Genomic DNA, 13698 nt, shown 5'->3' on the forward strand with positions numbered 1-13698 from the left:
TTTGAACAGCAGCAGAAACAGAAACTGCGAGGCGTCTAGCAAACTAGGGGCTATTCAGGCAGTAGCTTAACTCAGCCGGAAATCTGTCCAAGAGTTGGGAAGTAGCTCAGATCACCACAACTGGTAGTTCGCTCGAAATCGCTCGCGCGGCCTGCACGGCGCCGACGTCGATCGCAGTGAGGTGTCGCGACAGGGAGTGAAGTGCATCGACATCCCGCAACCCCATTGGTGAACTCACCGAAGCGATTGGCCCTATATGGACAGCCGAACGGGTCATCCGCAGCCTTGACCGGATCATCGAATGGCGAGGCAAACCCGCCACCATAAGGGTCGACAATGGCCCTGAATACATGAGCGGCAAGCTGATGGAATGGACAGAGAAACAAGGGGTTATCATCCAGCACATCCAACCCGGACAGCCGCAGCAAAACGCCTATATCGAGCGCTACAACCGCACGGTCCGCCACGAATGGCTCGACCAATACATCATAGAAAGCATTGATGAGGCGCAGGACTTCGCCACACAATGGCTCTGGGCTTATAACAACGGCCGCACGAACATCCCTTTCATGGTTTGCAGGCAAACCATTGTCTGGCAACGGGGCATCGGCGGCATCACACCCGCCCAAAAACTGAAAATTGCCGCGTGAATTCTACGACTGCACCCCGTTAAAAATGGGAGGATGACCCCATTTCTTATAGATTAAAGAAATTTGGCTTCGAAAGACTACTCTTCGAGGCAGAGCGCGCGCAGTTCAGGGGTTGGATGAAAGGATTCGCAGAGAACCCCTTGAAGCCGGTATTCGAAAAGATGCGCGGTATGTCCTGCCTTATGCCTTCAGTTTTGCCACAATTTTCGCGGCTAGTTGGTCCAGTGCCACTCCTGTCGCGGCGGCCACGGATGCAGGGGTCAGATCAGCCATCGGCACTGAAATCTCGAAGCGGCTCAGACTGTCCGAGACGGCGCCCTGCGTCGATGAAATTGCAAACTGACCCTCCAGTTGAAAGCCGCCATCGAACTTAGCGATCATCTGGTCAATGCGCACCTGCAGCCGCGCTTGCGGCGCATCGTTCAGCGGCCAAGGTTCGGCTGCAACTGTGGATGTGGACGCTGCCCCAAGACTGCGCGCCAAAGCGCCTGTCACACCGCGGGCAGGATCATCCGCCCAAATCGCTTTAGGCACCGGGCGCAACGCACCCGTGGCATCTTCTACCACAATTTCAGAAGCAGAGGCATAGGCGGGCAATGAGACATCGCGCACCTCAATGCTAGCGACGCGCAACCGGGCCTGTGCCGTAGTTTCGGGCGGGCTGATCAGGAAACGCGCCTTTTTATCACCGCAGGCGGTCAAGCCGATCAGAACAGACAGCATGAACAAAGAAAGGCGCATTTTATCGTCCGATCAGCAAGGAATTGGGGTTACGCTCTATTGTTCTTGCAAGTTGAGTCGCGGCTTTTGCGGCAGCCTGCAAGTCACGCAGCAATTGCAGGGTTTGATCGTTGAAGTTTGACTTCGCACCATAGGCTGCGACCAAAGCATTGGCTTTGCCAACCAGCGCATCCAGTTCCGCGGTCAATTTCGGCAGACCGTCCGCAGCCTGTGCCACTGAATCTGCCGCATCCTTTGCCGATGCCAAGGCCGCGTTGACGTTATCTACTGCGCCACCTTCGCGCAGCTCTTTCAACGCAGCCTGAATCTGAACCAATGCCCCAGAAAGATCAGCAGGCAGAGATTTCATCCCATCTGTGCCGATGACTGCATTCGCGTCCTGAATAAGTTTCGTGGTGCTGTCGATCAGCTCTTCCGCCTTCAGTCCCTTGGCTTTCGCCGCAAGTTCTTGCAGGTCTTTTATCAGTTGCGGGAAACTCTGCGAGGCCTGGTCAAGGTTTGCACTCACCTTGTTGGCATTCTCTAACAGGGTCACAAGTTTCTCGCTCGCGCCGCGCTTTTGCAGATCTTCCACGACTTTGCGCAGATCAACAATCGCGCCACGCAACTCGGTCGGGATAGCTTGGGTGTCGTCTTTGTTGATCAGGCCTCGGGTGTCATCCAACAACTTGACCAATGCCCCCGGTGCAGCCCGCGTGTCATCCGACCCAGCCACAGCCTCGATGGAAGCCATAAGAGAAATCGCCTGTTGCATCAGCTCTTCAATTGGTAAGCCATTGATGCGCTTCAGCATACCGTCAGCCGTCGCATTCAAGTCTGGCAAATCAGACACAACACTTGGGAGCACCGGCACCGAATCCGCGCCGATAATCATTTCGGCTTTGGGCTCATCGGGAAGTTCTGCAAGTTCAATTTTCAAAGCCGGGCTGAAGATACTGGTCGTGACCAAGCGAGCCCGCAGACCGTTACTGACTGCATCTCGCAAAAACGCGAGCACCTCGGATTTTCCGGTGCTTGCTTGCAGCCCCAAGGCTTGTGGGTCGATCTCAATTTCTGTCCGTAGTTTTACCACACGGCCATTGCCGCTGGTGCGTTCAATAAATGCATTGATGCCGGTGACTTGGCCGATGCGAAATCCGTGATACTCGACCTGCGCGCCCGCTGCCAAGCCATTGACAGATCCTGTAAAGATCACCGCAAGCGGCACTGCATCATCGCCAATCTGGGTGAAGATGCTTTGTCGCGCAGCGTCTTCGTCGTCAAACAAATTGAACACCGTCGTGTCTTTGATAGGCTCTCCGCCGGTAAAGGTAGTGTCAAAGGCGATACCGCCGCGCAACAGCGAACCCAGGCTGGACACATCCAAAGCAACCCCACTTGGTCCCAATTTTACCGAGAACCCAGACGTGTCCCAGAACCGTGTAGCTGTGGTGATATATTTGTCATTCGGCGCGTTGATAAAGGCATCGACCAGCACGCTGTCACCAGTGTCAGTGATGCGGGGCACGTCCAGTTTGCCGACTTCAACGCCATGAAACAGGATTGGTCCGCCAGCTGGTAACAGGGATCCACTCTTGCTGCGCAGAGTAATGCGCATCCCTTTGCGACCGGGGCGCAGGATGGGTTCTGCCTCCAGACCAGTAAAGCTATGCACCACAGACCCCGAGACAGGCAACCAAGCCCCTTCGATATAGACCCCTGACAGAACCGTCGACAGGCCCGTGACGCCGTTGGCGCTGACATTGGGGCGCACCACCCAGAACTGACTGTCAGACGGCAGCGTCTCGGCAACATCCTTTTGGATCCGTGCAGAGATGATCACCTTTTGCAGATCGGGGGTAAACTGCACATTCTCGACAGTACCGATAACGACTTCGCGGAATTTCAGCGTCGTTTCACCCGGAATCACACCAGCGGCAGTGGAAAACGTGATAGTCACCAGAGTTCCGCGGTCGCTGAAGTTTTTCCACGCGATCCCTAACGACACCACTACAGCCAGTACCGGCACCAGCCAAACCACAGATAAATTGCGCAGCAACGAGCGGCGCGGTGGGTCGATTTCAAGCTCGGGCAGGTTTAAGTCAGTCACGCTGTCTCACTATCTTTGGTGTCGGTGTCCCAGATCAGTCGGCTGTCAAAGCTCATTGCGGAAAGCATTGTAAACACTACGGACAGCGCAAAACTGATCGCTGCAATGCCTGGCTGAACGCTGACCACAGACCCCAGTTGAACCAGCGACGACAAAAGCGCAACCACGAAGACATCAATCATCGACCAGCGCCCGATGAACTCTACCACCTCAAGCATGCGGTGTTTCAGGTGCACCGAGTTTCTATCGGGGCGCTGAACCTGCAGAGCAAGATAAGAAATGGCAACGAATTTGCCGATCGGAATGACAATACTGGCGAAAAAAACGATAGCCGCCACGCCGTAGGAGTGGTGCAGCACCAGTTCGATTACCCCGCCCAACAAAGTGTTGGACTGGGTTTTGCCTAGCGTCGTTGTCTCCAGCATCGGATATAGATTGGCCGGGATATAGGCCATGAAGCCTGCCACCAACCAAGCCCAGACCCGTTGCATACTCGTGCCATCGCGGCTTGCCAACACCTGGCCACAGCGCAGGCAATGCACAGTCTGGGCCTGATGCACGCGCCCGCAGGTGGGGCAAGCCACCAGCCCCGCCGCGCGCGCCGTCAGAGGTGGGGTCTGCGAGCCTCCAGAGTGCGCCATATCGTCAACCTGCACATAAAATTATCATTCAGAACCGTGACCAACACCAAAGCAGTGAACGCCCAAAACGCAGGACCAATCGTTAAGATAGCCAACCCAGCCACTTTGACCAGTGCGACTGCCACGCCGACGATAAAAATCTCTGCCATCGCCCAAGGTTTCAGAACCTGTGCAAACCGGAAAGCCCGCATGGCGCCCTTGGCTGGTGCCCAACCTATCGCCATCGGCGCCAAGACATAAAGGATCGCGGCCAAGCGCATGAGCGGCAAAACCACGATCAAGCCCGCAATTGCCAGAGATAGTGGCAGCATCAAGCCGGAAGAGAAGGCCAATATCGCATCAATCACTGAGTTTCTTTGCGTCAGCCCGCGCGCTTCCAAGGTCAAAAATGGAAAGGTGATCGCGGCAATCATCAAAACAGTCGCCGTCAAAGCCAGCATAACGATTTTGGTCATCGCACTGGCATGCGGCGACATCAGCACTGAGTGACAACGCCGACACCGCGCCTTCTGCCCCGCAGCCACCAGAACCAAGCGGTGCAAAGTATCACACTGTGGGCATGCCACCAGATCCGCCAAGGCGTGATTACTCAACGGGGAAACTTCGCGGTTAAGGGGCGTGAGGGCGTTATCCATGCGTCTTTCTAAGGCAAATCTGACCGTAAAGCCAATCAACTTGCCTTAGGCTTCAGACTAACTAACTTTCACAGCCGGAAGAAGGCATTGGCTGTGAAGGGGATGGCAGATAGCAAGACGACATGGCAGCGAGCAAAACGGGTTGTGAAGTGTGGCCAGTCCTTGAACCTGTCGAACATGATCTTTATGCGGTTGCTAGGTTTTCAGCGACGCCCATCAAAGTGAGTAATTTTCTTTAGGATTTTGAGACTTGGGAAAAAAAGGCTTTTTCAAGTGTTTTTCAATGACTTAATGTTAAACTTTGCATTTTACTCCTAGGGTCCAGACTCATAGATCGACAAAGCCAGAAGATTACAGTTGCTGCGAGGGCGACGGGGGAAAGGAAGGTCTTTACTTTTCGGTCGTAACGGGTTGCACCGCGGCGCCAGTCTTTCAATCGGCCAAAAATGATCTATATACAGTTGCGGCGCAGGTAAGCTGCGTGGTGCCTCGTCGTGCAGATACGCCTTTCCCAACGAGGATCAAGGCCCTAATCTCAAGCCAGAAGTTGTGGCTGACGCTATAATCGACCTTTATCACAAGAATCAGACAGGTATCGTGAAGCACTTCTATTGATTCTGCGCCGAACAAGTTTTGCAGCTAAAGCCGCCAACTACGAACGGGCGGCTTCCCTAACGGGAATAAATCGACTTTACGCCAAATCAGTTTCTCGGCGCAGCGGCCGTGACAGCAGCGACTCGATAGCCTGTGCCATGTTCAGCTCTTCTTTAAGCACTGCGGAGACCATGCGAGTGATCGGCAGATCTGTCGCGTCATTTTCGTTGGTCAAGAGGCTCTCGATGATTGCATGGGCGGTCATCACGCCTTCTACGGTCGCTGTCTCAGAAACAGTTTGGCCCGTGCCGATGGCAGTGCCGTAGCGCAGGTTGCGGGATTGTGTTGAGGTGCATGTCAGCACTAGATCGCCAAAACCCGAGAGACCAAATAGCGTGTCGCGTGCGGCGCCCCGCAGGACAGCAAAACGAACCATCTCCGCAAATCCCCGGGTCATTAGGGCCGCGCGCGCCGAGTCGCCCAACCCGGCCCCGATCGCGATACCTGCGGCAATCGCAACCACGTTCTTCAGCGCACCTCCGAGCTGGGCGCCGATCGGATCATCGCTAAGATAGAGCCGCAATGCAGGTGTGGAGAGCAACGTTTGTAGAGTTTTGGCGTCGACATCCTTAGTCGCGAGCGTCAGCGCAGTTGGCAGCCCTGCGGCAATATCATTTGCAAAGCTGGGGCCAGTAAGAATAGCGCTGCGCACGCTTGGCAGGACATCGGCAATCACCTCAAGAGGCAAGAGCCCGCTGCCGCGCTCGACGCCTTTGCAACAAGCGATTAGCATATGCGAGTGCAGGATGTGCCGATGCTGAATCAAAGTCGCGCGGAGTGCTTGGGTTGGCACCGCTAAAAGTATCACCGCTTTAAGGGGAATCTTGGTGATATCAGCAGTCACCTCCAGTGTTTCGGGAAAGCGCAAGCCAGCCAGCCGTTGGGCATTTTGGCGTGCTTTAGCCATCGCGCCCATCTGCGCAGCATCGCGACCCCAGAGCAGCGTAGGCTGTCCATTGGACGCAAGTGAAATTGCCAAAGCTGTGCCAAATGCCCCGGCCCCGACCACCGCAATGCTTGCACTCGGTATCACGATTTTTCGGCCCTGTTCATTCTCCCGACGCAAAAACTCTTGCTTAGGAGCAACTTAGATAAAGGCTCACGCATCATTGCGTGGCCTCTGAAGCGCAAGATGCAAGGCATGGCGGTCTTCTTGATCAAGATAATCTGCGTTATCAATAAGATATGCAAAAGGATCGTGCCTCCCACCAAGTGTTGCAATGGCGCGACATTCGACCATTGCGGCCTCGGTGCGCGCACGTTCGACGCGCGCTTGCGCCAGAAACAGCCGCAGCCGGTGATACCGGGTCCAATAGATATCGCCGCCTTGCGCAAGCGCACATTAAAGCGCCGCTTCAATGTCTTCGCCAGTTTCGCCAAGACCAAGTGCCAGATCGGCCCAAGCCATCGCGGTTGGGCCATGAAGTGGGCGCACACTACGCAGTCCCACGTGCAACTGCAACGACATTGGGGCGTGCCCGCTCTCTCGCCACTCGCGCCCAAGCCGAAGCAGACTTTCTACATGCGCGCCGGTTTGCACAATTTCTGCGACAAGGGCCGCAATCTGCGCCTCTTGACCGGCGAGCCGCAGCAGCCGCAGTCGGTGATAGCCGACCCAGAACGGATCGGCACCGGCCGCCGACGCCGCTGTCAGAGCGGCAGTGACGCTTGCATCACGACGGCCAAGGTTGATCGTCTGCCATTTGTCCAAAGGCGGCGGTGGCGTAAAATGTGCCAGCGCCGCTTGATTGGCAAGAAAAGCCGGATCATGGCCGTCTACCAAAGTAAAGACTGCATCTATCGCCATGCCAAAATGCCCTTTTCGTCAAATATGTCGTATCGGATGGCGTGTCACAACAGGAGCGTCAAGGTTTTTGTCGCGCCACACGCGTAATCTTGGCCATTGAGGTGAAGCGGTACAGCCCAACTGCCTGCCAAGTCAGCACAATCCCCGACAGTGCGTTGGTGATCTGATCGGAAAGTTCCGCCAGATCGGCATCATCTTCTGCCACTAGATAGGGATTGGCAAAATAGCCAAGAGTCAGATGCGGGCGAAACGGCGACGGCGGCAGATCAAAGCTGGCTGCTAGCCGCGCCAGCACTTCTGTCCGCCAGTCTAGCCACTTGCGCCATTCCGCCGCCCCGTCCATCAGATCGCCGGCGCTGTGCGTGGGCTCAAGCGCCAGCGCTAAGACAGAGCCTCCTAGTCGGGTCATCCTGCTGATCGGCAGTGAGATCGGGGCCACAGGGGCGGGGGCGTCTCGCAGCAACGCGCGTAGTAATTCAGGTGGTTCTGATTGCGCCGGCATAGCTTCAAGCAGAGCGCTTGCTGCTACGGCAAGTCGGACGGGCTGACGCTGATGCAAAAGATCAGTAAAGCTAACGCGGTAAGTTTCGGGCGGCAACCCTCGGCAGTGAAATCGCAGTAGTCCTGCGCAACGCCCTCGTCGCGTGCGCCAAGCTGTCGCACAGCCGGGCGTTCTTGCTGCGGGCTTACCCTTTGCAGACCCAAGAGATGCTATTTAACGCCCATGTGCATGGGTTCCGGGTGTTTGGTGGCGTGCCGGGGCGCGGCATCTATGACAATATGCGCACTGCGGTTGACCGTGTTGGTCGGGGCAAGGAACGGCAGGTCAATGCCCGGTTTCCGGCGATGGCCAGCCACTATGTGTTCGAGCCCGAGTTCTGCAACCCGGCGGCGGGCTGGGAGAAAGGCCAGGTAGAGAAGAACGTGCAGGATTCTCGCTACCGGCTTTGGCAACCGATGCCGGAGTTTCCTGATCTGCCAGCGCTGAATGCGTGGCTTGAGCGGCGCTGCATGGAGTTGTGGCACGAGATCCCGCATGGCACCTTGCCCGGCAGCGTGGCCGATGTCTGGGCCGAAGAGAGGGCAACCCTAATGCAATTGCCGCCCGCATTTGACGGTTTTGTCGAGCGCAGCAAGGCCGTCACCGATCTGATCGAGCAAGGCGCCCCTGCCCTCTATGCTTCGGTGCCGATCTTGTCTCAACTTCTGAAGGCCGAACTGGCCGAGCGTCAGGTTCGGTTGATCGCCTATCACATGAAGTCCGCCCGCTTCCCGGCCTACAGCTGCCGCTTCAAGGCAAGCTCAGCAGGAGCCAAAACCAAAAGGGAGACCTCGTATGTCTTGACCCAAGCATAACCCGCAGGACATAACCTTCAGGCGGGTCAATTCTCGATGAAAAACCCGGGTCACTTCTGCGTGGAAATCAACACTTGGTACCATTTGAGGCCAGTCCCTCCATCTTCCTGGCGAAGATCCCGATGTCACCCCTCCGCTTCCATCGGTTGTGAAGCGTCTTCGGAGGGTCATATTCGTTGTGCGCAACGAACCACCTCAAGCGATCGCGATTTATAAAGATTATGCCGCTCAAAACCCGCCGATCATCGACGCTCGGCTTCCCATGGCACTTCGGAGATAAGGGTCTCAGCCGCTCCACCTGCTTGTACGTCAGCCGTAATAGATTGCTTATGATCACCCACACAGCTCAGGGGTCTTGACTCACGCATCGGCGGCAGCTTCAAGCAAATCAATGGATTCTGACTCTAGAACCTCGTCCGCTAAGCTCGTTTCTAGGGGTTGGTTGAAACCTGTGTACAGACTAAGTCCACACGACCTAATTGTCCGTGAATTTGGCGGGGCGCTTTTCGACAAAGGCTGCCATGCCTTCTTTCTGATCCTCGGTGGCGAACATGGCGTGGAACAGGCGACGCTCGTGCAACAGGCCTTCGCGCAGGGTGGATTCGTCTGCGCGGTTGACGGCTTCTTTCGCGGCGCGGACAGAGATAGCTGATTTCGCGGCGATTTTTCCGGCGGTTTTCAGCGCTTCGTCGATCAGGTCAGCGGCGGGGATAATGCGGCTGACAAGGCCTGCGCGCTCGGCCTCGGCGGCATCCATCATGCGGCCGGTGAGGTTCATCTCCATCGCTTTGGCTTTGCCGACGGCGCGGGTCAGCCGCTGGGTGCCGCCCATGCCTGCGATGATGCCAAGGTTGATCTCGGGTTGGCCGAATTTGGCGGTATCGGCAGCGAGGATGAAATCGCACATCATTGCCAGTTCGCAGCCGCCGCCCAAGGCAAAGCCTGCAACAGCTGCGATGATCGGCTTGCGGATGCGCTGGATGGCTTCGGCTTCGGGGCCGAAAATATCGGAGGTGAAGGCTTCGGCGAAGGATTTTCCGGCCATCTCACGAATGTCTGCCCCGGCGGCAAAGGCTTTTTCAGAGCCTGCAAGCACGATGCAACGGATGGAATCATCCGTGTCCATAGCCTGAAGGGTTTGGGCAAGTTCGGACATGAGTTGTTGGTTCAGCGCATTTAGTGCCTCGGGGCGGTTCAGTCGGATCAGGGCGACAGCGCCGTGCGGTTCGATGATCAGGGTTTGCTGCATGTCGGCTCCTATTTTTGGCAGTTGGGACAGTAGAAAGATGAGCGGCCCGATTGCACAATGCGCGCGATGGTGGCGGTGCAGCCGGGGGTTTGGCAAGGTTGGCCTTCCCGGCCATAGACGGCGAAGGCTTTCTGGAAATAGCCCAGTTCGCCATCGGTGCGGCGGTAATCTTTCAGACTGGAGCCACCTGCCTCGATGGCCTCCAGCAGCACGTCGCGGATGATGGCGACAAGGCGGCCGGCATCGGTAATGGCTCCGGCACGGGTGTTGGGGGCGATGCGGGCGCGGTAGAGCACTTCGCAGGCATAGATATTGCCAAGGCCCGCGACGAGATGTTGGTCGAGCAGGGCTGATTTTATGGGCGTGTTGCGGCCTTGAAGTGTGGCGGCGAAGTATGATTCATCAAAAGCATTGCCTAGGGGTTCAGGTCCGATTCCCGACAGCAGAGGGTGAGCTTCGGCTGTAGCAGTGGGCAAAAGATCCATCGCACCAAAGCGACGCGCATCGTTGAATGTGACGCGGGCGCCGCCCTCTAGATGCAACACGATATGGTCGTGTTTCGCGGGCGCTGGGTGGTCGTGAAAGAAATTGCCCAGTGTGATGCCCGAAACCAGCATCCGGCCTGACATGCCCAGATGGATCAGCAGGCTCTCGCCCGAGGACAGATCGGCAAGAATGTATTTTGAGCGGCGGCGCAGGGCCAGCACGCGCTTTCCCGTCAGCCGTTCGGGCATGTTGGCGGGCAGGGGCCAGCGCAGATCTGGGCGGTTAACCTCGGCCAGTTGGATCAGGCGGCCTTCCATAGCGGGTATAAGGCCACGACGGACGGTTTCGACTTCGGGCAGTTCGGGCATATATCCTCTGGATAGATAGGGCGGGCGACAGTTGGGCGCATTGAGGCTTGCGCCGCGCGCCCCTATAAGGGGGGTGCAATCACAGGACGGCAAGAGATGAACGACAGCACCACGCATTTCGGCTATCAAACCGTGCCAGAGGCCGACAAGGCTGGGATGGTGCATGGTGTGTTCACGCGGGTCGCCAGCAGGTATGACGTGATGAACGATCTGATGTCGGGCGGGATGCACCGGCTTTGGAAAGACGCGATGATGGATTGGCTGGCACCACGGCCGGGGCAGAGGCTGCTGGACGTGGCGGGCGGCACCGGGGATGTGGCGTTTCGGTTTATGAACCGGGCAGAGGGGGCAACCGCCGTGGTTTGCGACCTGACCGAATCGATGCTGGTGTCGGGTCGCACGCGGGCCGAGGCTGATCAGATGGCGTCTCGCTTGGATTGGATTGTTGGCGATGCGATGGCGCTCCCGTTTGCTGATAACTCCTTCGATGTTTACACGATTTCTTTCGGGATCAGGAATGTGACGCGGATTGGCGATGCGTTGAAGGAAGCCTACCGCGTTCTACGGCCCGGCGGGCGGTTGATGGTGCTAGAGTTTTCACGGATTCCCAATGACTTGGCGCAGTGGGTCTATGATAAATACAGCTTCAATGTTATTCCAGTGATGGGGCAGGTGGTGGCCGGGGATCGCGACAGCTATCAGTATCTGGTCGAGTCAATCCGCAAGTTCCCGGAACAAGAGGTATTCGCCAGCATGATCCGAACTGCTGGCTTTGATCAGGTAAAGTACCGCAACCTGTCGCTGGGTATTGCAGCCCTACACTCAGGCTGGAAACTGTGAGAGGACCGCATAACATCTGGCGCCTGATCCGCACTGGGGCGACGTTTGAACGCACTGGGGCGATGGCCGTTGCGCTCGAGGCGATGCAGGTCACGCCGCGTCTGCGGTTTGCCGCGCGTTTGCTGGGCTGGCCATTCAAGTGGTTGGGCTTGCAGGGCGATTTGGCACTGCCGCCCGTGACGCGGGCGCTGACCGCACTGGGGCCAGCCTATATCAAGTTTGGTCAGATTTTGTCGACACGGCCCGATATTGTCGGTGAAGAACTGGCTATGCAGTTGAAATATCTGCAAGATCAGTTGCCGCCATTTTCAACCAGCGTGGCCAAAGCTATGGTTGAGGAAGAATTGCGGCTGCCTGTGGATGAGGTGTTCTCCAGCTTTTCCGAACCGGTTGCAGCTGCCTCTATCGCGCAGGTGCATCGCGCTACACTGCGCAGCAATGGTCAGGATGTGGCGGTGAAAGTGCTGCGTCCGGGGATTGAGCGGGCGTTTCGCCGCGATATTGATGCGTTTTATTTCGCGGCGCGGGCAATTGAATTTGTCTCACCTGCATCGCGCCGCTTGCGGCCTTTGGATGTGATCACGCATTTTGAAGGTGTGGTTCTGGGCGAGTTGGATTTGCGGCTGGAATCCTCGGCAGCATCCGAATTTGCAGACAACACCTCCAAGGACGCAGGGTTTCAGGTGCCGAAAGTCGTTTGGGATCTGTCGGGGCGTTCCGTGATGACTCTGGATTGGGCCGAGGGGATCAATCTGGCGGATAATGCTGCGATTGATGCGGCCGGAATAGACCGCCGAGCGTTGGGTGCCCGCGTGCTGCAGTTGTTTCTTAGCCACGCATTGCGTGATGGCTTTTTTCACGGCGATATGCATCAGGGCAATCTGAAAGTCGCTGCGAATGGCAATCTGATTGCGTATGATTTCGGCATCATGGGGCGTATCGACGAATACACCCGGCGCGTCTACGCCGAGATTCTGATGGGTTTCATCGGCCGCGATTATCGGCGTGTTGCCGAAGTGCATTTTGAAGCGGGCTATGTGCCGCCCGACCGCGATATCGACGAATTCGCTCGTGCGTTGCGCGCCGTGGGAGAGCCTATTTTCGGGTTGGAGGCCACGCGTGTTTCGATGGCGCGGCTTCTGTCTTATCTCTTTGAGGTTACTGAGAGATTTGGCATGGAAACCCGAACCGAGTTGATCTTGCTGCAACGCACAATGGTGGTGGTTGAAGGTGTTGCGCGTGGGCTTGATCCCAATATAAATATCTGGCAGGTCGCGAAGCCAGTGGTTGAAACCTATGTCGCGCGCAATGTCGGGCCGTTGGCGTTGATCCGGGATTTGGGCCAAACTGCGCGGGTGTTGGCGCGATTTGGGCCGCGTCTGCCGCGTCTGGTAGAGGCTCTTTTGATTGCGCAGGCTGAAGCTCCGCCAACGATTAACGCCCGCCCCCGTCTGTTTGCATTGCGTCTGGTTTGCGCGGCATTTGCCGTGTTCGCGATGGGAATCTTGATAGGTCATTTTCTGTAGCTATGGCACCCGCAAAGCAGTGATTTCAGTCGCCCTGACCTCAACTCCTCCCGCCAGAACCAGAGTCGGTCCATCGCTTCCCCCCCGTGCCTCAAGGATCTGCGCGTAAGATTCGACGGCACTGGCATCGCCCAGCTGCTGCTCTCCGCTGTAGCTTTCAAGGCTCAGGCTATAGAGACCATTTGGGAGTGGCGTTCCGGTCGCATCCGCGCCAAGCCATTGATATGTGCCGCCCTCCAGCGAGACATCTTCCCGCGAGACAACCTGATCTTGGGCATTTTTTACCACCAGCACGGCACGATCAGCCTGACTTGCAGGTTGATAGCTTATCGTCACCGCTGCATCTCCTAGATACACTGGCGCTGCCGAGCGCGCTTCTTGGCCGACCCACCCCGCCAGCTGTGCCATGCCCAGCACACCAAATTGGCTGGTCAGACCTTCAAGCAACTGATTGGTTTTGGTCTGCTGCTCCACGCTGGAAAACGTCGCCAGCTGAACTGCGTAATCCGCCGAGTCAATTGGGTTCATAGGGTCCTGATTTTTCATCTGAGTCGTCATCATCTTCAAAAACGTATCAAAATCAGCGGAGATCGCAGCCTTGGAGCTATTCCTGCTGACAACGGTCTGGGTGGCGGTGATCGGAGAGGTTTCCATCT

Annotated in this window: 12 protein-coding genes and 4 pseudogenes; 5 read left to right on the forward strand and 11 right to left on the reverse strand. The window is 56.8% G+C overall.

The features are described 5' to 3' along the window. Positions 1-263: 263 nt before the first annotated feature. Positions 264-650 (forward strand): annotated as a pseudogene (locus QQJ98_RS00665) (transposase); the annotation flags it as partial. Between the two features lie 180 nt (positions 651-830). Here QQJ98_RS00665 and QQJ98_RS00670 read toward each other — a convergent pair. The 6 genes and pseudogenes from QQJ98_RS00670 to QQJ98_RS00695 all read right to left on the reverse strand — a co-directional run bounded on the left by QQJ98_RS00670 (position 831) and on the right by QQJ98_RS00695 (position 6476). Continuing rightward, positions 831-1391 (reverse strand): PqiC family protein, encoded by a 561-nt coding sequence (locus QQJ98_RS00670; protein WP_284323394.1) that lies wholly within the window; start codon positions 1389-1391, stop codon positions 831-833. Position 1392: 1 nt separating this feature from the next. Further along, positions 1393-3480, reverse strand: a complete 2088-nt coding sequence (locus QQJ98_RS00675; protein WP_284323395.1) for a PqiB family protein — start codon at positions 3478-3480, stop codon at positions 1393-1395. Then, entirely contained in the window at positions 3477-4121 is a 645-nt protein-coding gene (locus tag QQJ98_RS00680; protein WP_284323783.1) for a paraquat-inducible protein A, read from the reverse strand. Before QQJ98_RS00680 ends, QQJ98_RS00675 begins: the two co-directional genes overlap by 4 nt. Beyond that, positions 4085-4795 carry a paraquat-inducible protein A gene (locus QQJ98_RS00685; RefSeq protein WP_284323396.1) on the reverse strand — a complete coding sequence of 237 codons (711 nt, stop codon included), beginning with the start codon at positions 4793-4795 and terminating at the stop codon, positions 4085-4087. The genes QQJ98_RS00680 and QQJ98_RS00685 overlap by 37 nt, the downstream gene beginning before the upstream one ends. Positions 4796-5096: 301 nt before the next feature. After that, a pseudogene (locus QQJ98_RS00690) lies at positions 5097-5207 on the reverse strand (IS5/IS1182 family transposase); the annotation flags it as partial. A 240-nt stretch (positions 5208-5447) separates the two neighbouring features. After that, positions 5448-6476, reverse strand: coding sequence for an NAD(P)H-dependent glycerol-3-phosphate dehydrogenase (locus QQJ98_RS00695; protein ID WP_284323397.1), 1029 nt, complete (start codon positions 6474-6476; stop codon positions 5448-5450). 75 nt (positions 6477-6551) lie between these two features. On the opposite strand from QQJ98_RS00695, the gene QQJ98_RS00700 reads away from it, so the two are divergent. Further along, on the forward strand, positions 6552-7304 hold the full coding sequence (locus QQJ98_RS00700) for a hypothetical protein (RefSeq protein ID WP_284323398.1): 753 nt from the start codon (positions 6552-6554) through the stop codon (positions 7302-7304). Here QQJ98_RS00700 and QQJ98_RS00705 read toward each other — a convergent pair. Further along, a complete protein-coding gene (locus tag QQJ98_RS00705) occupies positions 7276-7626 on the reverse strand; it encodes a hypothetical protein (RefSeq protein ID WP_284323399.1) in 351 nt (116 codons plus the stop codon). The genes QQJ98_RS00700 and QQJ98_RS00705 overlap by 29 nt on opposite strands. 230 nt (positions 7627-7856) lie before the next feature. On the opposite strand from QQJ98_RS00705, the pseudogene istA reads away from it, so the two are divergent. After that, positions 7857-8411, forward strand: a pseudogene (istA, locus tag QQJ98_RS00710) (IS21 family transposase); the annotation flags it as partial. Positions 8412-8652: 241 nt separating this feature from the next. On the opposite strand, the pseudogene QQJ98_RS00720 reads toward istA, so the two are convergent. The 3 genes and pseudogenes from QQJ98_RS00720 to mutM form a co-directional block, all read right to left on the reverse strand. Continuing rightward, a pseudogene (locus tag QQJ98_RS00720) lies at positions 8653-8904 on the reverse strand (transposase); the annotation flags it as partial. Positions 8905-9048: 144 nt separating this feature from the next. Then, the gene (locus QQJ98_RS00725; protein WP_284323400.1) at positions 9049-9822 is read right to left on the reverse strand and encodes an enoyl-CoA hydratase; all 774 of its coding nucleotides are present in this window, start codon (positions 9820-9822) and stop codon (positions 9049-9051) included. Between the two features lie 8 nt (positions 9823-9830). After that, the gene (mutM, locus tag QQJ98_RS00730) at positions 9831-10676 is read right to left on the reverse strand and encodes a bifunctional DNA-formamidopyrimidine glycosylase/DNA-(apurinic or apyrimidinic site) lyase (protein WP_284323401.1); all 846 of its coding nucleotides are present in this window, start codon (positions 10674-10676) and stop codon (positions 9831-9833) included. A 96-nt stretch (positions 10677-10772) separates the two neighbouring features. Here mutM and ubiE point away from each other — a divergent pair, with 96 nt between their 5' ends. Then, positions 10773-11516, forward strand: a complete 744-nt coding sequence (ubiE, locus tag QQJ98_RS00735; protein WP_284323402.1) for a bifunctional demethylmenaquinone methyltransferase/2-methoxy-6-polyprenyl-1,4-benzoquinol methylase UbiE — start codon at positions 10773-10775, stop codon at positions 11514-11516. Next, entirely contained in the window at positions 11513-13042 is a 1530-nt protein-coding gene (gene ubiB / locus QQJ98_RS00740; protein ID WP_284323403.1) for a 2-polyprenylphenol 6-hydroxylase, read from the forward strand. Before ubiE ends, ubiB begins: the two co-directional genes overlap by 4 nt. Here ubiB and QQJ98_RS00745 read toward each other — a convergent pair whose 3' ends face one another. Then, a complete protein-coding gene (locus QQJ98_RS00745; protein ID WP_284323404.1) occupies positions 13043-13696 on the reverse strand; it encodes a flagellar hook capping FlgD N-terminal domain-containing protein in 654 nt (217 codons plus the stop codon). Positions 13697-13698: the final 2 nt, after the last annotated feature.

Source organism: Cypionkella aquatica, assembly GCF_030161095.1.
GTDB lineage: Bacteria > Pseudomonadota > Alphaproteobacteria > Rhodobacterales > Rhodobacteraceae > Cypionkella > Cypionkella aquatica.

Bases quoted from the DNA above. Each gene is read 5' to 3' on its own strand.
- QQJ98_RS00680 (WP_284323783.1), bottom strand. From the start codon at position 4,121: ATGGCGCACTCTGGAGGCTCGCAGACCCCACCTCTGACGGCGCGCGCG.
- mutM (WP_284323401.1), bottom strand. From the start codon at position 10,676: ATGCCCGAACTGCCCGAAGTCGAAACCGTCCGTCGTGGCCTTATACCC.
- QQJ98_RS00670 (WP_284323394.1), bottom strand. From the start codon at position 1,391: ATGCGCCTTTCTTTGTTCATGCTGTCTGTTCTGATCGGCTTGACCGCC.
- QQJ98_RS00745 (WP_284323404.1), bottom strand. From the start codon at position 13,696: ATGGAAACCTCTCCGATCACCGCCACCCAGACCGTTGTCAGCAGGAAT.
- QQJ98_RS00725 (WP_284323400.1), bottom strand. From the start codon at position 9,822: ATGCAGCAAACCCTGATCATCGAACCGCACGGCGCTGTCGCCCTGATC.
- ubiE (WP_284323402.1), top strand. From the start codon at position 10,773: ATGAACGACAGCACCACGCATTTCGGCTATCAAACCGTGCCAGAGGCC.
- QQJ98_RS00700 (WP_284323398.1), top strand. From the start codon at position 6,552: ATGGCGGTCTTCTTGATCAAGATAATCTGCGTTATCAATAAGATATGC.
- QQJ98_RS00705 (WP_284323399.1), bottom strand. From the start codon at position 7,626: ATGACCCGACTAGGAGGCTCTGTCTTAGCGCTGGCGCTTGAGCCCACG.